The sequence below is a fragment of the Nonomuraea pusilla genome (assembly GCF_900109355.1).
Taxonomy (GTDB): domain Bacteria; phylum Actinomycetota; class Actinomycetes; order Streptosporangiales; family Streptosporangiaceae; genus Nonomuraea; species Nonomuraea pusilla.
On record NZ_FOBF01000004.1, the window covers coordinates 314,034 to 335,051 of the forward strand.

The 21,018-nt window shown below is 73.1% G+C and carries 17 protein-coding genes; 13 read left to right on the forward strand and 4 right to left on the reverse strand.

Features of this window, described 5'->3' with window-relative positions; all coding sequences use genetic code 11:
- Window positions 1-4: 4 nt before the first annotated feature.
- Entirely contained in the window at window positions 5-892 is an 888-nt protein-coding gene (locus BMX74_RS10480) for an endonuclease/exonuclease/phosphatase family protein (RefSeq protein WP_091099908.1), read from the reverse strand.
- A gap of 94 nt (window positions 893-986) precedes the next feature.
- Here BMX74_RS10480 and BMX74_RS10485 point away from each other — a divergent pair, with 94 nt between their 5' ends.
- The 9 genes from BMX74_RS10485 (at window position 987) to BMX74_RS10525 (ending at window position 10,499) form a co-directional block, all read left to right on the forward strand.
- The gene (locus BMX74_RS10485) at window positions 987-2,027 is read left to right on the forward strand and encodes an LLM class F420-dependent oxidoreductase (RefSeq protein WP_055503096.1); all 1,041 of its coding nucleotides are present in this window, start codon (window positions 987-989) and stop codon (window positions 2,025-2,027) included.
- A 256-nt stretch (window positions 2,028-2,283) separates the two neighbouring features.
- Window positions 2,284-3,579, forward strand: a complete 1,296-nt coding sequence (locus BMX74_RS10490; protein WP_091099910.1) for a dicarboxylate/amino acid:cation symporter — start codon at window positions 2,284-2,286, stop codon at window positions 3,577-3,579.
- Window positions 3,580-3,749: 170 nt separating this feature from the next.
- The gene (locus BMX74_RS10495; protein ID WP_091099913.1) at window positions 3,750-5,531 is read left to right on the forward strand and encodes a serine/threonine-protein kinase; all 1,782 of its coding nucleotides are present in this window, start codon (window positions 3,750-3,752) and stop codon (window positions 5,529-5,531) included.
- Window positions 5,532-5,577: 46 nt separating this feature from the next.
- A complete protein-coding gene (locus BMX74_RS10500) occupies window positions 5,578-6,627 on the forward strand; it encodes a M24 family metallopeptidase (protein ID WP_091099915.1) in 1,050 nt (349 codons plus the stop codon).
- Between the two features lie 26 nt (window positions 6,628-6,653).
- Window positions 6,654-7,214, forward strand: a complete 561-nt coding sequence (gene efp, locus BMX74_RS10505; RefSeq protein ID WP_055503092.1) for an elongation factor P — start codon at window positions 6,654-6,656, stop codon at window positions 7,212-7,214.
- Between the two features lies 1 nt (window position 7,215).
- Window positions 7,216-7,626 carry a transcription antitermination factor NusB gene (gene nusB / locus BMX74_RS10510; protein WP_055503091.1) on the forward strand — a complete coding sequence of 137 codons (411 nt, stop codon included), beginning with the start codon at window positions 7,216-7,218 and terminating at the stop codon, window positions 7,624-7,626.
- A 227-nt stretch (window positions 7,627-7,853) separates the two neighbouring features.
- Complete coding sequence (locus BMX74_RS10515) at window positions 7,854-8,612, forward strand: methyltransferase domain-containing protein (protein ID WP_055503090.1); 759 nt, start codon at window positions 7,854-7,856, stop codon at window positions 8,610-8,612.
- A gap of 27 nt (window positions 8,613-8,639) precedes the next feature.
- The gene (locus BMX74_RS10520) at window positions 8,640-9,881 is read left to right on the forward strand and encodes a DNA polymerase IV (RefSeq protein ID WP_055503089.1); all 1,242 of its coding nucleotides are present in this window, start codon (window positions 8,640-8,642) and stop codon (window positions 9,879-9,881) included.
- Between the two features lie 228 nt (window positions 9,882-10,109).
- Complete coding sequence (locus tag BMX74_RS10525) at window positions 10,110-10,499, forward strand: DUF3040 domain-containing protein (protein WP_055504039.1); 390 nt, start codon at window positions 10,110-10,112, stop codon at window positions 10,497-10,499.
- A 454-nt stretch (window positions 10,500-10,953) separates the two neighbouring features.
- On the opposite strand, the gene BMX74_RS10530 is transcribed toward BMX74_RS10525, so the two are convergent.
- Genes BMX74_RS10530 through BMX74_RS10540 form a run of 3 tightly spaced genes read right to left on the reverse strand, consistent with a single transcriptional unit; the run spans window position 10,954 to window position 15,637 of the window.
- A complete protein-coding gene (locus tag BMX74_RS10530) occupies window positions 10,954-13,407 on the reverse strand; it encodes a transglutaminase TgpA family protein (RefSeq protein WP_091099917.1) in 2,454 nt (817 codons plus the stop codon).
- A complete protein-coding gene (locus tag BMX74_RS10535; protein WP_055503087.1) occupies window positions 13,404-14,663 on the reverse strand; it encodes a DUF58 domain-containing protein in 1,260 nt (419 codons plus the stop codon). Before BMX74_RS10535 ends, BMX74_RS10530 begins: the two co-directional genes overlap by 4 nt.
- Complete coding sequence (locus tag BMX74_RS10540) at window positions 14,660-15,637, reverse strand: AAA family ATPase (protein WP_055503086.1); 978 nt, start codon at window positions 15,635-15,637, stop codon at window positions 14,660-14,662. Before BMX74_RS10540 ends, BMX74_RS10535 begins: the two co-directional genes overlap by 4 nt.
- Window positions 15,638-16,099: 462 nt before the next feature.
- Here BMX74_RS10540 and mraZ point away from each other — a divergent pair, with 462 nt between their 5' ends.
- The 4 genes from mraZ to BMX74_RS46835 all read left to right on the forward strand — a co-directional run bounded on the left by mraZ (window position 16,100) and on the right by BMX74_RS46835 (window position 20,986).
- Window positions 16,100-16,531, forward strand: coding sequence for a division/cell wall cluster transcriptional repressor MraZ (gene mraZ, locus BMX74_RS10545; RefSeq protein ID WP_055504038.1), 432 nt, complete (start codon window positions 16,100-16,102; stop codon window positions 16,529-16,531).
- A gap of 222 nt (window positions 16,532-16,753) precedes the next feature.
- Window positions 16,754-17,722 (forward strand): 16S rRNA (cytosine(1402)-N(4))-methyltransferase RsmH, encoded by a 969-nt coding sequence (rsmH, locus tag BMX74_RS10550; protein ID WP_055503085.1) that lies wholly within the window; start codon window positions 16,754-16,756, stop codon window positions 17,720-17,722.
- Window positions 17,709-18,200, forward strand: a complete 492-nt coding sequence (gene ftsL / locus BMX74_RS10555; RefSeq protein ID WP_055503084.1) for a cell division protein FtsL — start codon at window positions 17,709-17,711, stop codon at window positions 18,198-18,200. Before rsmH ends, ftsL begins: the two co-directional genes overlap by 14 nt.
- A 1,055-nt stretch (window positions 18,201-19,255) precedes the next feature.
- Window positions 19,256-20,986, forward strand: coding sequence for a peptidoglycan D,D-transpeptidase FtsI family protein (locus tag BMX74_RS46835; protein WP_055504037.1), 1,731 nt, complete (start codon window positions 19,256-19,258; stop codon window positions 20,984-20,986).
- The last annotated feature ends 32 nt before the right edge of the window (window positions 20,987-21,018 follow it).

The following is a 21,018-nucleotide window of genomic DNA, read 5'->3' on the forward strand; positions in this document are numbered from 1 at the left end:
GTGGCTAGAGGCGCAGCGAGGCGACGGCGGCGCGGTGGTCGCTGCCGGTGGCGGGGGCCACGCCCGCCTCGGTCGCGGTCATGCCGCGGTACAGGATGTGGTCGGGCCTGGTGACCGGGAACCGGGCGGGCCAGGTGAAGCCGAACCCGTCGCCCGCGACGGCCTGGGCGTCGGTCAGCGGGGGCGTCAGGCCGTGCATGCCGCGGTCGGTGGTGGCGGTGTTGAGGTCGCCGAGCAGCAGCAGGCGCCTGCTCGGGTCGGCGTCGACGAGCCTGCGCGCGTGCGCGAGCGACGCGTCGCGTGAGGCGGTGTGACCGGGGCGGGCCGAGGCCAGGTGCATGACGTACACGGTGACCTTGCCCTTCGGCGTGGAGACGACGGCGCGCAGGGCGCGCGGCCAGCCCATGCCGACGTCGAGCGGCCTGGTGTCGCTGATGGGGTAGCGGCTCCACAGGCCGACCGTGCTCACCGTGTAGTGGTACCTGAACATCGTGTCGAGCTGCTTGGCGGCCGGGCCGCCGGTGGTGAGCTCCTGGGCGGCCAGCAGGTCGAGGTCCTGGGCGATGGCGCGCACGGCGTCGCCCGAGGCGTTGTTGCGCACGCCCACGTTGACCGTGCCGACGGTCAGGTCGTGGGGGCCGCCCGGCGGGGTGCGCAGCAGGGTGGGCCCGAACATGACCGCCCAGACGACGCCCGGCACCAGCGCGGCGGCGGCGGCCGCCCTGGAGCGTGCCACCGCGGCGGCGGCGAGCAGCAGCGGCACCGCGACGCCCAGCCAGGGCAGCAGGCTCTCCAGCACCGGGGTGACCCCGCCGAGTGCCGGGACGAGCTGGTGCCCCGCCAGCACGGCGGCGACCACGACGGACATCACGACGACGACCCGGCTCAGCATCCGAACCAGGCTAGCGGCTCCCGGCCGGACGCGCCGACACGCTAACCTGGAGCGGTTCGCCAACGGAACAACATTCGGTTTTCGGGAGCCCGGCATGCGCATCGGTATGGCACTCAACTACTCGGGCGGCTTCAAGGAGACGGTTGCCGAGCTGGCCGACTACGAGAAGGCCGGACTCGACATCGTCTTCGTGGCCGAGGCCTACTCCTTCGACGCCGTGAGCCAGATGGGCTACATCGCGGCGAAGACCGAGCGGCTGCAGATCGCCTCGGGCATCCTGCCGATCTACTCGCGCACCCCCGCGCTGCTCGCCATGACCGCCGCGGGCCTCGACTACGTCTCCGACGGCCGGTTCACCCTCGGCATCGGCGCCTCGGGCCCGCAGGTCATCGAGGGCTTCCACGGGGTGCCGTACACCGCGCCGCTCGGCCGCACGCGCGAGGTGATCGAGATCTGCCGCAAGGTGTGGCGGCGCGAGCGCCTGGAGCACGCGGGCCGCCACTACACCGTGCCGCTGCCGCCCGGCGAGGGCACCGGCCTGGGCAAGCCGCTGAAGCTCATCAACCACCCGGTGCGTCCCCGCATCCCCATCGTGGTCGCCGCGATCGGCCCCAAGAACGTCGAGCTGACCGCCGAGCTGGCCGAGGGCTGGGAGCCCATCTTCTACGTGCCGGAGAAGGCCGCGGACGTCTGGGGCCCGTCGCTGGCCGCGGGCAGGGCCAGGCGCGACCCCGAGCTGGGCGAGCTGGACGTCATCGCGCAGGCCTCCCTCGCCATCGGCGACGACGTGTCGGGGCTGCTGGAGTTCGGCCGGCCGATGGCGGCGCTCTACATCGGCGGCATGGGCGCCAAGGGCAGGAACTTCTACAACGACCTCGCCCGCCGCTACGGCTACGAGAAGGAGGCCGAGCGGATCCAGGAGCTCTACCTCGACGGCAAGAAGGACGAGGCGGCCGCCCTGGTGCCGTACGAGCTGCTGGAGCGCATGTCGCTGATCGGCTCCGAGGGGTTCGTGCGCGACAGGATCGAGGCGCTGAAGGAGTCGGGCGTGACCACGCTGAACGTGACGCCGCTCGGCCGCACCCACGAGGAGCGGGTGCGGCTCCTGGAGAAGGTCAAGGAGCTCGCCTCCTGAGGGCGGCCCTGACCGCTCCGGTGTGACCTACCTCACATCGAGGGTCGGGAATACTCCCGGTTTGATGAGGTGTTGACGGATCTCGTGAGGTTTACCGTGGTGATCGTGCGGCTCGTCGAGCGGCTGCACGTCGATCTGTGCCGTCTGCACGGCACCCTCTGTCGCTGACTCCGGACGTCAACCAACCCCGCCACCCGTCACACCTCATCCGCATGCCCTCCCCCCATCTCGGCATGCCGTCACCCCCGGAGCTCTCGTGAAGAGATTCAGCTTTTCCCTGCAACTGCTGCTCGGCCTCGTCGTCGGCGTCGCACTCGGTTTCGCCGCCAAGGTCTGGGACGTCACCTGGCTGGCCGAGACGCTGACCCAGGTCGGCAAGATCTTCGTCCAGCTGCTGAAGCTGGCCGTGCCCCCGCTCGTCTTCACCGCGGTGCTGGTGAGCGTCGCCAACCTGCGCAACGTCAACGGCGCCGCCCGGCTGGCCACCAAGACCCTGCTGTGGTTCCTCGCCACCGCCGCCATCGCCGTGACGCTCGCGATCGTCCTCGGCCTGATCATCAACCCCGGCCAGGGCGTCACCCTCGACACCTCCGCCGCCAAGCCCGTCGACACCGAGGGCGCCGGCACCTGGCTCGACTTCGTCACCGGCATCCTGCCCACCAACATCGTCACCGCGTTCACCGAGGTGAACGTCCTCCAGATCGTCTTCCTCGGCGTCGTGCTCGGCGCGGCCACCCTCGCCGTCGGCGAGAAGGCCGAGCCGGTGCTTGCCTTCAGCAAGGCCGTGCTCGAACTCGTGCAGAAGGCCCTGTGGTGGGTCATCCGCCTGGCCCCGATCGGCACCGCCGGCCTCATCGGCAAGGCCGTCGCCACCTACGGCTGGGACCTGCTCGCGCCCCTCGCCAAGTTTAGTGTTGGCGTGTACGTCGGCTGCCTCATCGTCCTGCTGGCCGTCTACCCGACGCTGCTCGCGGTCTTCGGCAGGGTCAGCCCGATCACGTTCTTCCGCAACGCCTGGCCCGCCATCGAGCTGGCCTTCGTCTCCCGCTCCTCGGTCGGCACGCTGCCCCTGACCCAGCGCGTCACCGTCGAGCGCAACGGCGTCGACCGCGACTACGCCGCCTTCGCCGTCCCGTTCGGCGCCACCACCAAGATGGACGGCTGCGCCTCCGTCTACCCGGCGCTGGCCGCGATCTTCGTCGCGCAGGTCTTCGGGCTGCACCTCGGGATCGGCGACTACCTGCTCATCGCGTTCGTCTCGGTCGTCGGCTCGGCCGCGACCGCGGGCCTGACCGGCGCGATCGTCATGCTGACGCTCACGCTGAGCACGCTGGGGCTGCCGCTGGAGGGCGTCGGCCTGCTGCTCGCCATCGACCCGATCCTCGACATGATCCGCACCGCCACGAACGTCGCCGGGCAGCTCGTCGTCCCGGTGCTGGTGGCCCGCTCGGAGGGCCGTCTCGACGAGGCCGTCTTCAACGCTCCGCCGCAGCCGCTCGACGACGCCCCCGCCGTGCGCCCGGCGGCCGTCGCGAAGCCCGCGACGGCCTGACGGGCCCGCCCGCCTCGTCCTTCCAGGCCGTCCTTCCACGTCGTCCATCCACGTCGTCCAGCCGCCCCGTCCGGCCTCTTGGCCGGGCGAGGCGGCTGTTCGCGGAGCGGCAGGGGCCGTGGGGGCCTAGGGTGGTCGGAAATACCCATTGATCTGTAATTGGCGGGGATATGTCCGACGCGACGCCCATGGTCGCCGAGCGGTATCGGCTGGACGAGCTCATCGGCAGCGGGCCGATGGGACAGGTGTGGCGAGGCTACGACACGCAGGCCGACTGGGTCGTGGCCGTGAAGATCCTGGACGCCGGAGCCGCCACCCGTGAGGTGCTCCAGCGGCACGCGCAGGCGGTGGCCCGGGTGATCCACCCCAACGTCGCCATGGTGCTGGACGTGGGGGAGCAGGACGGGTCGCCGTACCTGGTGATGGAGTTCCTGACCGGGCAGAGCCTCGGCGAGGAGCTGGCCGCCCGCGGGCCCCTGCCCGTCGTCGAGGTGTGCGACCTCGTCGGGCAGGCGGCCGGGGGGCTCGACGCCGCGCACCGCGCCGGGGTGACCCACGGCCAGGTGGGACCCGACAGCTTCCGCGCGGCGGGGAGCGGCGTGCTCAAGGCGGTGGGCTTCGGCCTCGCCGACCAGGCGCCGTCGCCGCGCGAGGCCGCCTACCTGGCGCCCGAGCGCGCCGCGGGCGGCCCGGCCTCTCCCGCCGCCGACCTGTACGCCCTCGGCTGCGTCTGCTACGAACTCCTGACCGGCCACCACCCCTTCCCCGCGCCCGGGGCCCCATCGCGGGAGGAACCGGGCGGAGCCGCCCAGGCGGGCGTCGCAGGGGAGGCCCCTTCCGCCGGAGAGCCTTCGGGGGCCGCCGCCGACGGTGACGCCGGGACGGGCGGTGCCTCCGCCGAGAGCGACGCCGGGACGGGCGGTGCCTCCGGCGACGGCGGCGACGGCGACGGCGGCGGCGGGACGGGCGGCGCGGACAGGGGCGACGGTCCCCGGGCCGGTGGCGGCCGGACCGCGCCGCCGCCGAGCCGGTTCCGTCCCGACGTCCCGGCCGACCTGGACCGGCTCGTGCTCGCCCTGCTCTCCGAGGACCCCGCCGGCCGCCCCGCCAGTGGCGAGGCGGTGCGCCGCGCGCTGGCCGCCATCGCGCGTCCCGGCGCCGCCCCGCCCCAGGGCCCGCCGACCGCCGCCCACCAGGCGCCCGCGCCGCCCCCCTCCGCCACGCCTCCCGGCGCGCCCTCCACCGGCATGTCGCTCGCCCCCTCCGCCGACACCGCCGTGTACGGACCGGGGGGCGGCCCAGGCCACACGGCCGCGTACCCGGGAGGCCAGGGGCCGCGCTCCGGCGACACCGCCGTCTACGGCGCGGACGACCTGGAGCGGGAACCCCCGGCGCCCGCCGCCCCGCGCGGCAACCGCGCCCTGGTCGTCCAGGTCGCGGCGGCGGTCGCGGTCATCCTGGCGGTGGCGATCGGCGCGGTGCTCCTGTCCCGCGGCGGCGACGACGACCCGTCCACCCCGGTCGCCGTCCCGACCACCCAGGAGCCCACACCGCCGCAGGAGTACACCGTGCCTTCCACGGAGATCCAGGTCCTCCCGACGACGGAGCCCACGCCCACCGCCGCGACGACCCTGTTCGAGACGCCTCCGCCGCCCAAGGCCACCCTGGGCGACAGCATCCCGCCCGGCGGCTGGAGCAAGTGGCTGGCGGAGTTCGACAACGCCCTGCGGTTCCAGCTCGACGTGGGCGACGCGAACCCGCAGGTCCTCGAGAGAGCCCGGGACAAGGTCAGGAAGGCGGCCGGGAAGTTCGAGCGGGGCAACCCCGACGAGGGCCTGAGCCGGATCGCCGACGTCTACGCCGAACTGCGGGAAGGTCAGCGCGGCGGCGACGTCCCGACGCACGGCCCTCTCGCCGCCTTCCTCGACGACTGGCAGCTCCCCGAAGGCTGACGCCCGGGGCGGGGACGGGACCGGGCGGGGCACGTACATTGGCGTGATGACCGTCGACCACGCCGCCCGGCGGGCGCGCCTCGCGGAGCTGCTCCCCGCCCGCGAGGTTCCCGCCCTCCTCGTCACCTCCCTCGTCAACGTCCGCTACCTGACCGGCCTGGACAGCTCGAACGCCGCCGTGCTCGTCCGGGCCGACGGGTCGGCGCTGCTCGCCACCGACAACCGCTACATCGGCAAGACCGCCGGGCTGGACGTCGAGGCGGTCGAGGCGGTGGACGTCGCGGGCCGCCTGGCGGAGCCCGGCGCGGGTATCGAGGCCGCGCACATGACCGTGGCCACGTTCAACCGCCTCGGCGAGGGCCTGGCCGGCCCGCTGGTGCCGCTGGCGCCGGTCGTGGAACTGCTGCGCGCGGTCAAGGACGACGACGAGCTCGCCCTGCTGCGCACCGCCTGCGAGATCACCGACCAGGCGTTCGCCGACGTGCTGGGGAGCGTCGCGCCCGGCCTCACGGAACGCGACCTCGCCCGCCTGCTGGAGCGCAGGATGGCCGAGCTGGGCGCCGACAGGCCCGCCTTCGACTCGATCGTCGCCGCCGGGGAGAACGGCGCGGTGCCCCACCACGCCCCCACCGAGAGGGAACTGCGGGCGGGCGACCTGGTCACGATGGACTTCGGCGCCCGCTACCGCGGCTACCATGCCGACATGACGCGGACCGTCTGCCTGGGCGCTCCCGCCGGGTGGCAGCGCGAGATCTACGACCTCGTCGCCGAGGCCCAGCGGGCGGGCAGGCACGCCCTGGCCCCGGGCGCCGGGGCCAAGGAGGTCGACGCGGCGGCCCGCTCCGTCATCGAGGCGGCCGGGCACGGCCCGCACTTCAGGCACGGCCTCGGACACGGCGTCGGCCTGGAGATCCACGAGGAGCCGTTCCTCGGCCCCTCTCGTACCGGTAGACTAGAGGATCGAGTTCCGATCACCGTCGAGCCTGGGGTCTACCTCCCCGGCCAGGGTGGTGTCCGCATCGAGGACACCCTCGTGACACGCGAGGGCGGGCCGGAACTTTTCACGAAGACGACCAAGGAGCTGCTCGTCCTTTAGAGCGGCCGCACCCGGGAGAAGAACGAGTGGCGACGACCAACGACCTCAAGAACGGCATGGTGCTGAAGCTCGAGGGCGGTGACCTCTGGAGCGTGGTCGAGTTCCAGCACGTCAAGCCGGGCAAGGGCGGCGCGTTCGTGCGCACCAAGCTCAAGAACGTCCTCTCCGGCAAGGTCGTCGACAAGACCTTCAACGCCGGGGTCAAGGTCGACGTGGCCAACGTCGACAAGCGCGAGATGCAGTACTCCTACCGCGACGGCGACGACTTCGTGTTCATGGACACCGAGACCTACGACATGGTCAACGTGCCCGCGTCCACGGTCGGCGACGCCGCCAACTACATGCTCGAGAACACGCTCGCGACCGTCGCGTTCAACGAGGGCGCCGCCCTGTACGTCGACCTGCCCGCCGCCGCCGAGCTGACCATCGCCAACACCGAGCCCGGCCTGCAGGGCGACCGCTCCACCGGCGGCACCAAGCCGGCCACCCTCGAGACCGGCGCCGAGATCAAGGTGCCGCTCTTCATCACCACCGGCGAGAAGGTCAAGGTCGACACCCGCACCGGCGAGTACCTCGGCCGGGCCTGAGGTGTCGGCACGCGGCAAAGCACGCAGGCGGGCGCTCGACATCCTCTTCGAAGCCGAACTGCGCGACGAGGACCCCCTGAAGATCCTCGGGGAGCGCGTGGAACGGCAGGAGCCCCCGGTGAACGAGTACACCTCGGCCATCGTGGAAGGAGTCGCCCGTCACCGGGCTCGCATCGACGAGCTGATCACCACCTACGCCGAGGGCTGGACGCTCGACCGCATGCCCGCGGTCGACCGCAACCTGCTGCGCGGCGGCACGTACGAGCTGCTGTGGATGCCCGACGTGCCCGAGGGCGTGGTCATCAGCGAGTGGGTGCACCTGGCGGGGGAGCTGTCCACCGACGAGTCCCCCCAGTTCGTCAACGGGCTGCTGGCCCGTTTCAAGCAACTCAAGCCAAGCCTCACCCTTTAGGTACGGCCTGGACGCCCGGTTCGCGGTACCGTCCAGTCACGTCCTCTTCGTCACGGCCCGCCGGGACGGCGGCGCGTCACCAGCCGCGACGCGCCCCCGTCCCGCGGGCCGTACGTCCGTCCGGGGCTGCTCCTCCTGCCCTCACGGAGGCCGGATCGGGGGCGCGGAGGATCTCCCGTACGGCGTAGGCTGGGCGGGTCCGCGTAGGAGAGGGAGGCGAGCCGACGTTGCGTGCTGAAGGCGTCACGAGGACCCCGGCGGTGCGGACCGCCGTCGTCTGGGACGCGTTGCGAGGGGTCCTGGCCGAGCGGGCCGCGGCCACGGGGCGCGACAGGCTCGACATCGTCGACGCGGGCGGCGGCACGGGCGGTTTCGCCGTGCCGCTGGCCGAGCTGGGCCACGCGGTCACCGTGGTCGACCCGAGCCCCGACTCGCTGGCGGCCCTGGAGCGGCGGGCGAAGGAGCGCGGCGTCGGCGTGCGGGGCCTGCAGGGCGACGCCGCCGACCTGGCCGACCTGCTCCACCGGGGCAGCGCCGACCTGGTGCTGTGCCACAGCGTCCTGGAGTACGTCGAGGACCCCATCAGCGCCCTGACGGCGGTCGCGGGCCTGCTGCGCGAGGGCGGCGCGGTGAGCGTCCTGGCCGCCAACCCGGTGGCCGCCGCGATCCACCGGGCGCTGGCCGGGCAGTTCGACGACGCGCGGGCCGTGCTGACCGACCCGGTGGGCACCTGGGGCGACCGCGACCCCACCCCGCGCCGCTACACCGCCGAGACGCTGGCCGAGCTGCTCACCGTGACCGGCCTGACCGTGGGCGCGATCCACGGCGTGCGCGTGTTCTCCGACCTCGTGCCGAGCCGCCTGGTCGACGGCGAGCCCGGCGCGGCCGACGCGCTGGTGGCGCTCGAACAGGCCGCCGCCACTCACCCGGTGCTGCGCGACATCGCCACCCAGCTGCACGTTCTCGGCCACCGCACCTCGATATAGAACGACTGTTCGGATAGAATCGGCCGCGTGTCCCGCAAGCAGATCACCGGCATCGGCCCCGCTCCGCGGACCGGGGTCGATGACAGCGGCTGCCCGATCCTCCACGTCGACATGGACGCCTTCTTCGCCAGCGTCGAGCTGCTCGACCGGCCTGAGCTGCGCGGCCGTCCGGTGATCGTGGGCTCGCCCGCGGGGCGCGGCGTCGTGCTGAGCGCCACGTACGAGGCGCGGGCGCACGGCGTGCACTCGGCGATGCCGATGAGCCGGGCGCGCAGGCTCTGCCCGCAGGCCACCGTGATCCCGCCCAGCCACGGCAAGTACTCCGAGGTCTCGCGTGGCGTGATGGAGATCTTCCACGCGATCACCCCGCTGGTGGAGCCGATCGCGTCCGACGAGGCGTTCCTCGACGTGGGCGGCGCGCGGCGCAGGCTGGGGCCGCCCACGGCCGTCGCCACGCTGATCAGGGAGCAGGTCCTCGACCGTTACGGCATCACCTGCTCGGTGGGGGTGGCGAGCAGCAAATTCGTGGCAAAGCTGGCGTCCAAGCAGTGCAAGCCCGACGGGTTGCTGGTGGTGCCCGCTGATGAAGTGGTGTCCTTCCTCCACCCGCTGCCCGTCTCGGCGCTGTGGGGGGTCGGGGAGCGCACCGAGCAGGCACTGGTGCGGCTCGGCATCCGCACCGTGGGCGATCTGGCCAGGGTGCCGGTCGCCACGCTCCAGCGCGAGCTGGGGCCCGCGGCGGGCGGCCACCTGGCCGCGCTGGCCTGGGGCCGCGACGAGCGGTCCGTGAGCCCGCACGTCCCCGACAAGAGCATCGGGAACGAGGAGACCTTCGCGGCCGACGTCGACGACCCCGAGGTGATCAGACGGGAGCTGCTGCGCCTGTCGGAGCGGGTGGCGGCCAGGATGCGCAAGGGCGGTCACGTGGGCAGGACGGTGAGTGTGAAGCTGCGCCGGGCCGACTTCTCCACGATCACCCGCTCGCGCACCCTGCGGGAGCCCACCGACGTCGCGCAGGTCATCTACGCCACCGCCTGCGACCTGTTCGCGTCCGCGGGCCTCGACCGCGTGCGGCTGCGGCTGGTGGGGGTGCGCATGGAGAATCTGAGGCCCGCGGGGGAGGCGGTGCGGCAACTCACACTGGGCGAGAGGGAGACCGGGTGGCGCGAGGCGGAGCAGGCGATGGACAGGGCGATCCGGAGGTTCGGACCCGATGCGGTGCTCCCGGCGTCGCTGGTACGCGGCAAGTTTGATGAAATAGAGACATGACGGCGATGTCCGGATCTGAGGGGGACGTCAATGTCACGATTTATCGGGAGGGGCGTGAGATGAGCCAAAATGGAGGCATGGCGTCACCTCCGGTTTGGTCTGCGTTGGACGTTTGCTTTCGCCTACGTCTACAGCCTCGTATTCTGGGGATAACCGACCGCGAGGTTCGGACACCCCGTGTCGTCCGTTGCCGTCTTCCCCGTCCTGGGGCTGTCCTTGGGAGGCGCCGTGCCGCTCTCTGAGCACGAGCAGCGCTTGCTCGACCAGATCGAGCAGGCCCTCTACGCCGAGGACCCGAAGTGGGCCAACACCGTCAGGATCAGTGATCCACGCAGCCATTACAAGCGTCGCCTCGTCAAGGCCTCCATCGGCTTTGCCCTCGGCGTCGTCCTGATGATGGTGGGCGTGGTCATCAGCATGATCCCGCTCGGCGTCGGCGGTTTCGTGGTCATGCTCGCCGCGTGTCTGTGGGGCCTGTCCAGTTGGAAACGCATGAACGGGTTCGGTGACGCCCCGGCCTCCGGCTCGCCGGCCCGTGGCCGAGCGGCCCGCCGTACCAAGGGCACCTTCATGGAGCGCATGGAGGAGCGCTGGCGCCGTCGCCACGACGAACGCTGATCCCTGTCCGACGACAACGGCCTGACCCGGCGGCCCGGCGGCCGGCCATCGGGCGCCCGAGACCCGGCGCCCCGGCCTGACCGCCAGGCCGGCGACACGAGGAGCGTGCGGCCACCCCGAGCAGGGGCGATCGCACGCTCCGGCGTTTTCCGAAGTCACCCGCCCGCCCTGCCCCCGGACCGGCCCGCCCGGGAGTCGCGCCGTTCCGCGGGAACGGGGCCATGGACCAGCCCGGCAGGGATCCCGCCGTCCCCCGGGAACGCGGCCCGGCATGGACCGGCCCGGCCGGGGGATCCCGCCTCCTGCGGGAGCGGGGCGCGGCATGGAGCGGCCCGGCGTTCGCACGAGGTGCGTACGCCGGGCCGTGTCGTTCCCTGTCGTTCCCTGCCGTTCCCTGCCGTTCCCGGCCGCCGGCGGAGGCCGCCGCTCAGCCAGGCCGGCGGTGCCTGCGCGCTCAGGCTCCCTTCTGGGCGGCCCGGCGCAGCCGGATGGTCTCCAGCAGGTCGAAGCCGTCGAGCAGGCGCTCGCCCATGAGCCGCAGCCGCCGCAGCGTGGACGGCGGCAGCAGCACCGCGCGCACCCGCCGCCCGCGCGGCACCGTCGCCGCCAGCGCCCTGCGCACGGTCCGCAGATCCTGCTTCATCGGCCCGATCCGTCCGGGGTCCCGCGCGAACAGCACCCGCTCCACCGCCGAGGCGATGGACGTGATCGCGGCCGACGCGTCGGCGTCGAACGCGTACTCCCGGGCCAGCCGCCGGGCCAGCGCCCTGGGCGTCTCACTGGGCCCGCGGGCCATGCCGTGGTCGAGCAGCACGTCGTCCAGCTCGGCCCAGGCCGCCGCGACCGACGGGTGCCCGGCGGTCACCGCCACCCTGGCGGTCAGCTCGTCGGACGGCTCCGCCACCTTCCAGCCGAGCGTGCGCACCCGCCGGCTCCTCGTGACCAGCCGGATCCCCGCGGGGATGAGCAGGAAGAGCAGCAGCGCCGCCACCCCGATGCCGATCTTGGCGGCGAGCGGCATGGAGTCGTCCGGCGGCAGTCCGCCGGTGGCGACCAGGCCCTCGCGGTCGAGTTCGCGGGGGTTGCGGCGGTTCTGCGGGCCGAGCGCGCCGTCGTCCTCGGAGCCGGTCGCGCCGGGCGTCGGCGTGGACGCCTCGCTGGAGGTGCTGCGGGGCCGCGGCTGGGTGTACTCCGGCACGCGGGCGCTGCCCTGGCCGAGCGACCCGGCCGGGGTGGGCTCGAACGGCAGCCAGCCCACGCCGTCGAAGTACAGCTCGGGCCAGGAGTGGGAGTCGCCGGTGCTGACGGTCCAGCTCTCGCCCAGCTTGGTGCCGCCCGTGTAGCCGATGGCCACCCGCGACGGGATGCCGGCCAGCCGCGCCAGCACCGCCATCGACGTGGCGAACTGCTCGCAGAAGCCCACCCGGCTGTGCAGCAGGAAGTCCTTCAGCGCGGAGTTGCCGTGGCCCTGCGTCCGCAGGTCGTAGGTGAAGTGCCCGTCCTTGGTGAAGAACTGCTGGATCTTCACCGCCGCCTCGTACGGGGACCTGGCGTCGGCCGTGATGGAGCCGGCCAGCCGCGCGATCTCGGGCGGCAGGTTGTCCGGCAGCCTCAGGTACCGCGGGTCCACCGCCTCCCTGGCCTCGGGCAGGTTCTCGAGCTGCTCGGAGATGGGCTGCGGCTCGCTGGTGGCGACCTCGTACTCCAGCCCGGCGGCCTCGTCCTGGGTGGAGAAGACCATCAGCGTGTCGACGTCGGCCCGCCAGTCGCCGTCCACCCTGATCTGCCTGGGCGGGTACGGCAGCGGCAGGAACGACAGCTCGGCGATCTCATCGCTGATGTGGATGTTCGTGACGACGTTGGAGACCTTGGCGGCGGAGCCGAGCCCGGGCGGCGGGGGCAGCGGGCCGTTGTCCGTCCTGTTCTCCGGCGCGCCCTTCGGCTGGGTCATGCCGAACTGCTGCCCGTCGAACTTGTCGAGCGCGTACATCCGCAGGTACCGCGGTCTGTCGTCGCTGCTGGTGTACGTCAGGACGGTGCGCCGCTCGGGCAGGTCGAGCTGGCCCCGCAGGTTGGCGATCGGGTCGGCGATGCTGATCGTGTTGCCCTTGCCGTTGCCCCTGCCCCCCACGCCGAACGTGAAGAACGACACCGGCTCCATCGCGGGCAGCGCGGCGGGCAGCAGCACGGCCAGGGCGATCGCGGCGAAGCCGATGCGCTTGCCGGAGAGCCGCAGCCCGCCGGTGTCGGCCCGCTCGCGGGGTCCGTCGCCGGAGGACGGGGCGGCGGCTCCCGCGGAGGGTCCCGCGGCGGCCCTGGTGCGGCGTACCAGCACGGCCCTGCCCCAGTGGCCGACGCGCTCGCGGCCGTCGGCGATCAGCAGGTTGGTGAAGCCGAGCGCGGCGATGATGAACGCCGGCCAGCTGATCGGGTCGGGCAGGATCGTGGCGGGGACGGTGGCGAGGGCGAGCAGCGGCAGCCCGGCGAGCGCGGCCCGGCGCAGCCGGGCGGCGAGCAGGTCCACGGCGATCGCGATGAGCCCCACGCCGCCCGCGGTCAGCAGGGTGATGCCGTCGTTGGCCGGGACGGGCGCGGCGAAGCGCTGGATGTCGGTCCAGCCGGTGGCGAGCAGCCTGGCCAGTTCCAGGACCGACCCCTTGGTCGGGACGACCGCGGCCCACGCCTCGCCGGAGGCGAACACCGCGGTCAGGAAGATCCACAGCGCGGCCAGCCCGGCGAGCGGCACGGCCCAGGCGGGCACCGACAGCCGCGAGCCGAGCAGCCCGGCCAGGAGCACGGCGAGCACCGCGCCGAGCGACGTCCAGAACCAGGCTCCGCCGCTGAAGAGCGGATAGAGCAGTATCGCGGCGGCGAACACGGCGACCGCCGACGAGACGGACAACCTCATGCCGCGCCTCCCGCGGGATTGATCGCGTACCTGGTGCGGCCCGCGGCGTCGGGCCACACCGAGGCGATGGGGACGCCCGCGGGCAGCGGCAGGACCCGCCAGCCGTACCCGCTGAGCACGGTCTGCACGGCCCGGTGCGTCTCGGCGGCCCGCTCGTCGCCGTTCCACGTGCTCACGTCGAGCAGGACGGCGACCGCGGTGATGCCGCTGTGCCGCAGCCTGGCCAGGTCCCTGGCCTCCTCGGGGTCGAGCTCGCCGAGCACGGCGACGATGAGCCCGTCTCCGCCGCCCTGGCGCAGCGCCGCGACGCCGAGCTCCAGCGAACGGGCGGAGCTGTGGCGCACGGTGGCCAGCGTGTCGAGCAGCGACCAGCTCAGCCCGGAGTCCGTCAGGTGCTCGGGCCCCTGGTCGGTGACCAGCCGCAGGCCGAGCCCCTCGTGCGCGAGGTGCACGCCGATCGAGGCCGCGGCGGAGACCGCCACCTCGAAGGACGAGCGAGGGCCCTCGCCGCGGTGGGCGTGCCTGCGCGTGTCGAGCAGCAGCGCGCCGCGGCTCTGCCACTGCTGCTCCTCGCGGCGCACCATCAGCTCGCCGTGGCGCGCGGTGGAGCGCCAGTGGACGCGGCGCAGGTCGTCGCCCTGCCGGTACTCGCGGGGGGCGACGTCGTCGTCGCCGGCCGCGGCCACGCTCCTGCTGCGGCTCTCGCCGCCGCCGCTCCACTCGCCCGACAGCCGTACGTGCGGTAACGCCACCACCTGCGGCGTCACCACGAGCGTGTCGCTGATCGTGAACGACCTGGTCAGCTCCACCAGCCCGAACGGGTCGGCGATGCGCACCGACAGGGGGCCGATGGTGTAGCGGCCACGCATGTCCGAGCGGACCCGGTAGTCGATCTCGCGTACGCCCCGCGGCTCCACCCGGTCCATGACGAACCTGGGCCGCGCGCCCAGCGCGTACGGCACGGTGTCCTCGATGAGCAGCAGCCCGGTGGGCAGCCGGGTGACGTTCTCCAGCCGCAGCGTCACCGTCGCCTCGCCGCCGACCTCGCTCCTCGGCGGGTCCAGCCGCCTGGCGCAGCTGAGCCGGTACCTCGTGCGCGCCACCACGAGCGCGGCGAGCAGCGGCAGCGCGGTCACCAGCACGCCGATCCTGAACAGGTCGTTCTCCCCGAGCAGCAGCGCCATCAGCAGCGCGGCGAGCCCCGAGGCCAGGAACGACCGCCCTCGGGAGGTCAGCGCCCGCAGCCCGGCTCTCACGACGCTCGCGTCTCCGGCACCGGCACGCGCCTGACGAGGTCGGTCACGACCTGCTCGGGCAGGCGGCGCTGCCCCTGCGCCTCGACGCTGGGCAGCAGGCGGTGCGCGAGCACGGGGACGGCGAGGTCCTGCAGGTCGTCGGGGATGACGTAGTCGCGTCCCGCGAGCGCGGCGTGCGCCCTGGCCGCGCGCACGAGCTGCAGCGTGGACCTGGGGGAGGCGCCCAGGCGCAGGTCGGGGGAGTGGCGGGTGGCCACGGCGAGGTCGATGGCGTACTTCTTGACCGCCTGGGAGACGTACACGCCGCGCACCGCCTCGATGAGCGCGCGCACCTCGGAGGTGGTGGCGACGGGCTTGAGCTTGTCCAGCGGCGAGGCGCCGCCGTGCACGTCGAGCATCTCCAGCTCGGCGGTGGGCTCGGGGTAGCCCATGGCGACCCGGGCGGTGAAGCGGTCGCGCTGCGCCTCGGGAAGGGGGTAGGTGCCCTCCATCTCGATGGGGTTCTGCGTGGCGATGACCATGAAGGGCGCGTCGAGCTCGTACGTCACGCCGTCGACGGTGACCTGCCGCTCCTCCATGCACTCCAGCAGGGCCGACTGGGTCTTGGGGGAGGCGCGGTTGATCTCGTCGCCGACGACGATGTTGGCGAACACGGGGCCGGGTTTGAACTCGAACTCCCGGGTCTGCTGGTTGTAGGCGCTCACGCCGGTGATGTCGCTGGGGAGCAGGTCGGGCGTGAACTGCACGCGGCGCACCGGGCAGTCGATGGAGCGCGCCAGGGCCTTGGCCAGCATGGTCTTGCCGACGCCCGGGACGTCCTCGATGAGCAGGTGTCCCTCGGCGAGCAGGACGGTCAGCGTGAGGCGGATGACGTCGCTCTTGCCCTCGATCACCGACTCGATGGCCTCCCGGATCCGGTGGGCTGCGGCGACCAGCTCGTCGAGCTGGGGAGGGACATCATGGGTTACTGCCACCGGGCCTCCAGGAGAAGTGCGACCGCTGCCCCGTACGGTGCCATTGCGGGAGCCATGCTTTCCTTTTCCATTGTCTGTACGACCCTACGATGCTGTGGGTTCTCGGGCGACTTTTGTGGATATTCCAGGCAACCTGGGTGATGTTCCGGTACTTGTCGCGTACGAATCCCGTGACACTCCGTGCCGAGAGCCGCACCACTTTCCTCCACCCGGGCCTTCGCAAGGCTCCGCGGCCCCTATTTCGGCGGCCTTTCAAACCCTCGACACGCCCATGAGGGTTGCCGGCCCCCCTGGCGCCCCCCACCCCGCTCCACCGCTCTGACCTGCGGGAACGCAACGGAAACTGCCGATGAAGAGGGTTCGAATCAGTTGACGGTGGGGAGAAGTGGAGTATGGTGGTGCGCAGTGGAGAGCCCGGTGCACCAGCGCCGAGCGCTTCACGAGGCACGGGAGGTGGAGCCGATGTTCCTCGGCACCCATCAACCGCGTCTGGACGACAAGGGACGGCTGTTCCTGCCGGCTAAGTACCGTGAGGAGCTGGCGGAGGGTCTTGTGATCACCAAAGGCCAGGAGCGATGCCTCTACGTCTTTCCCGTGGAGGAGTTCCAGCGCATTACCGAGGCTCTCAGCACCGCCCCGGTCACCGCCAAGGCGGTGCGCGACTACAGCCGCGTCTTCTTCGCGAGCGCGTCCGACGAGAAACCCGACAAGCAGGGGCGCATCACGATCCCGCAGAGCCTTCGTCAGTACGCGGGGCTGGAACGTGACTGCGTGGTCATCGGGGCCAACACCCGGCTGGAGATCTGGGACGCGCAGGCCTGGGACACCTACCTCAACGCGCAGGAGCAGGCGTTCGCCGAGCTCTCGGAGGAGGTGCTGCCAGGGATCCTGTAGTAATCACGGTCGATGCGCCGGTGATGTCGTTCGGCGAGGTCTCCACCCGCAACCACTGCCCGGTATCTGATGCACCTTCCCCGGTGTCAGATGGCGGGCGTCCACGAAGAGGGTGCGGATGGGGACCTGGCCGGACGGCGCCGGGGGCGGGACATCCAGGAAGACCGGCGATCGATCACACCGCGTCATCCGCGAGCAAGGACGCGAAGAGGGGGCTTGGAGATGGACGACAACGTCGGCACGGGCGGTCACGTTCCGGTGATGCTCGACCGCGTACTGGAGCTGCTGGGGCCGGCGCTGGCCGGCCCGGAGGCGGTGGTCGTCGACGCCAACCTCGGCCTCGGCGGCCATTCCGAGGCGCTGCTCGCGGCCCATCCGGCGCTCCACCTGATCGGCATCGACCGCGACCCCTTCGCCATCGACTTCTCCACGCGCAGGCTCGCCCCGTACGCCGACCGCGTCACGCTGGTCCACGCCTCGTCCGGCGACCTCGCCGACGTGCTCGCCCGCACCGGGCGCACCACCGTCCACGGGGCGCTGTTCGACCTCGGGGTCTCCTCCCCGCAGCTCGACGAGGCCGAGCGCGGCTTCGCCTACTCCTACGACGCGCCGCTCGACATGCGCATGGACACCAGCCAGGAGCTGACGGCCGAGACCGTGGTCAACACGTACTCCGCGGCCGAGCTGGCGCGCATCCTGCGCGACTACGGCGAGGAGCGGTTCGCCTCGCGCGTCGCGGCGCTCATCGTGAAGGAACGGGCCAAGGAGCCCATCACGTCGACCAAGCGGCTGGCCGAGCTCGTCCGCGAGGCCATCCCCGCCGCGACCCGGCGCACCGGGGGCAACCCGGCCAAGAGGACTTTCCAGGCGCTGCGCATCGAGGTGAACGCGGAGCTGTCCGCCCTGGAGGCGGCGCTGCCCGCGGCGCTCGACGCGCTGGCGCTCGGTGGGCGAGTCGTCGTGCTCTCCTACCACTCACTCGAGGACCGGCTCACCAAGCAGGTCCTCGCGGCGCGAACCAAGGACACCAGCCCCCCCGGGCTGCCCGTGCCCCTGGAGGCTCACCAGCCCAGGTTCCGCCTCCTGACGAGGGGAGCCGAGCTCCCGAGCGAAGAAGAGCTCGCCCGCAACCCGCGGGCGGCTTCGGCCCGGCTACGGGCGGCAGAGAGGATCCGTGTTGACCACGACTGAGCAGGACATCGTGCGTGAGGCGCCCGCCCGCCGCGCCGTGCCCAAGACGGGCCAGCGCCGGCCCGGGGTGTCGCACCAGTCCAAGCCGCGTCCGCGTACCGAGCCCGCCGGCAGGCGGCCGCTCGCGGAGAGCGCGCGCCCGGCGCCCGCCGCCCGCACGCGCGCCGCGCGTCCCGCCCGCCGCCCCGCGCGGCGGCAGCGGGCGCCGTTCGTGCTGCTCGTCGTGGGGCTGCTCTGCGGCGGCCTGGTGAGCCTGCTGCTGCTCAACACCATGCTCGCCCAGGACGCCATCACCGAGGCCAAGCTGCACGAGGAGATCGCGGTCGCCCGCCAGGGCAACGAGGACCTGTCGCGGAAGTACGAGATGGACACCCAGCCCGACAAGCTCGCCGAGCGGGCGGAGGCCCAGGGCCAGCACCCCGACTGGGACTCCGTGAACGTCTGGGACGGCACCGGCCAGGTGGACCAGGGCCGGTGAGAGACTCCAGCGGCAGGGGGCAGCGACCCGGCCGCGGCGCTGGCGGCGCCGGCTCTCAGGGAGGGCCAGGCGCCGCTCGTCGTACGCCGGGCGGCCCGGGACGGGCGGGGCGCGGTTCGGCCCGCTCCGAGGGGGCGGGCCGCCCGGCGTCACCCGACGACGCGCCGCGCCCGCCGCGCAAGCGGCCCGATCCCCTCGACCTGCCGTTCGGCCACGACGACTCCGAGCGCCCCCGCCCGCCCCAGGACCCGTCGTCCCGTTCCCGGGGCGGCGACCGCGCCGACGGACCGGGGGGCGCCGGCCGTGCTGATGCTCCGAGGGGCGCCGGCCGCTCCGACCGGCCCAGGGGGGCCGACCGCCCCGCCGCGTCGAGGGGGGCCGACCGCCCCGCCGCGTCGAGGGGCGGCGACGGCTCCGGCCGCCCGCGTGGCCGGGGCGACGACTCCGACCGCGACCGCCCGCGCCCCGGCTCCGGCGAGCGCGACCGAGCACGCCCGGGTTCCGGCGAGCGTGACCGCGCGCGACCCGGCTCGGGCGAGCGTGCCCGGTCCGGCTCCGCCGACGGCGCGCGTCCGGGTGCCGGTTCCGGCCGGGCCCGCCCCCGCCAGGAGCCGGGCGACCGCGCCCGCCCTCGCGAGGGCTCCGGCAGGGCCGACTTCAGCATGCCCGACCTCGACGCCCCGCGCCCGCGCCGCGACGCCGCCCGCGGCAGGGCCGAGGGCGGCTCCAGGCCGGGCGGGGCCGACGGGGCGTCCAGGGGCGGTAGAGACCGTTCCGGCGCGCGGGCCGAGGGGTCGCGCGCCGGCCAGGCGCCCGCCCGCGAGGGCAGGCAGGCCCCTGAGGGCCGCCGCGCCCCCGCGCCCGGCCACCCCCGCGACGGCGATCGTGAGCACCCCCGCGCCGGCGATCGTGAGCACCGCCGCGACGGCGGCGAGCGTGAGCACCGGCGTGCCGGCGAGCGTGAGCGGCCCGCCGGCCGCTCCCAGGGCGACGGGCCGCCGCCGAGGGGGCCGCGCCGCCCGCCCACCCCGCCGCGCCCGCCCAGGCCGCCGCTCGTGCTGCGCCTGGGCAACCCCCGCAGGCGCATCAACATCGGCCTCATCGGCATGACCTTCATCCTGTCGATCTTCGCGGGACGCCTCATCCAGATGCAGGGCATCGAGTCCAAGGTGTACGAGGCGGCGGCGGTCGACCAGCGCACCCACACCGAGGAGATCCCCGCCAAGCGCGGCTCGATCACCGACGTCAACGGCCACGCGCTGGCCGTCACCGTCGAGGCGCGCGAGATCTCGATCGACCCCAGCAAGGTGCCGCTGAAGGTCCGCGACAAGATCGCGGCCATCCTCGCCCAGCAGCTCGGCAAGCCCCAGCAGGAGATCGCCGCCAAGCTGGCCAGGGTCGACACCCGCTACCAGCTCCTCGCCAGGGACGTCGACCCCGTCGTGGCCGCGCGCCTGCTGCAGGCCCGCGTGCCCGCGCTCTACGCGAAGAAGACCTACCGCAGGCTCTACCCGGCGGGCGACCTCGCGGGCAGCCTGATCGGCTTCGTCGGCGACGACGGCGACGGCCTCGGCGGCATGGAGCAGACCAAGAACACCCTGCTGGCCGGCCGCGACGGCAAGCAACGGGTGGAGACGGGCCGCGACGGCCAGCGCATCCCGATGACGAGCAGCCAGCGCACGCCCCCGGTCAACGGGCGCGACGTGCGGCTGACGATCGACCGCGACATCCAGTGGGCCGCCCAGAAGGCGATCGCCGACGAGGTGCGCAAGTCGGGCGCGGCCAGCGGCACCGTCATCGTCATGGACGTTCAGACCGCGCAGATCATCGCCATGGCCAACGCGCCCGAGCTGGACCTGACCACCTGGCGTACGGCGCCGGACTCGCTGTACGTCAACAAGGCCGCCTCCGAGGTGTTCGAGCCGGGCAGCACCAACAAGGTCATCACCGCGGCCGCGGCGCTGGAGGCCAGGACCGTCACGCCCGACACCGTCTTCCGCGTGCCCGACAACATCAGGTGCGCCGACCGGGTGCTGCGCGACGCGCACCCCCACAAGACCGAGTCGATGACCTTCCGCCAGGCCATGGCGCAGTCGAGCAACGTCGCCACCATCATGGCCGCCAGGAAGATCGGCAGGGAGCGGCTGTACCAGATGCTCAGGTCCTTCGGGTTCGGCACCTCGCCGGGCGGCGGCGTCCCCGGCGCGGAGGCCGGGCTGCTGCCCGACTACAAGACCTGGTCGGGCAGCCAGAACTGCACCGTCGCCTACGGGCAGGGCGTCTCGGTCACCGCGCTGCAGATGGCCAGCGTGTACCAGACCATCGCCAACGGCGGCGTCAAGATCGACCCGCAGATCGTCGCGGGCACCACCGACGACGGCGGCAGGTTCGTCCCGTCGCCCCCGGGCAAGCAGACCAGGGTGGTGAGCGAGACGACCGCCAAGGAGATCGCGACGATGCTGGAGAGCGCGGTGAGCGCCGAGGGCACCGGCGAGCTGGCCGCCATCCCGGGCTACCGCGTCGCGGGCAAGACGGGCACCGCCAACCGCTACGATGCCCAACTCGGCCGTTATGAGGGCTACACTGCGTCCTTCGTCGGGTTCGCCCCTGCCGACGCTCCGCGCCTGGTGGTGCTGTCGGTGCTGCAGAACCCCAAGAACGGCCATTACGGCGGCCAGATCGCGGCCCCGGTCTTCAAGGATGTGATGACGTTCGCCATCAAGAGCAAGAAGATTCCTCCCACAGGCTCCGCCGCGCCGCCGGTGCGGACGCGCGCGGGACAGTGACCAGGGAAGGTACGCTCTCGCCCGTGCGTCCC

Bases quoted from the DNA above. Each gene is read 5' to 3' on its own strand.
- BMX74_RS10480 (WP_091099908.1), bottom strand. From the start codon at position 892: ATGCTGAGCCGGGTCGTCGTCGTGATGTCCGTCGTGGTCGCCGCCGTG.
- BMX74_RS10485 (WP_055503096.1), top strand. From the start codon at position 987: ATGCGCATCGGTATGGCACTCAACTACTCGGGCGGCTTCAAGGAGACG.
- BMX74_RS10495 (WP_091099913.1), top strand. From the start codon at position 3,750: ATGTCCGACGCGACGCCCATGGTCGCCGAGCGGTATCGGCTGGACGAG.
- BMX74_RS10500 (WP_091099915.1), top strand. From the start codon at position 5,578: ATGACCGTCGACCACGCCGCCCGGCGGGCGCGCCTCGCGGAGCTGCTC.
- BMX74_RS10530 (WP_091099917.1), bottom strand. From the start codon at position 13,407: ATGAGGTTGTCCGTCTCGTCGGCGGTCGCCGTGTTCGCCGCCGCGATA.
- mraZ (WP_055504038.1), top strand. From the start codon at position 16,100: ATGTTCCTCGGCACCCATCAACCGCGTCTGGACGACAAGGGACGGCTG.
- rsmH (WP_055503085.1), top strand. From the start codon at position 16,754: ATGGACGACAACGTCGGCACGGGCGGTCACGTTCCGGTGATGCTCGAC.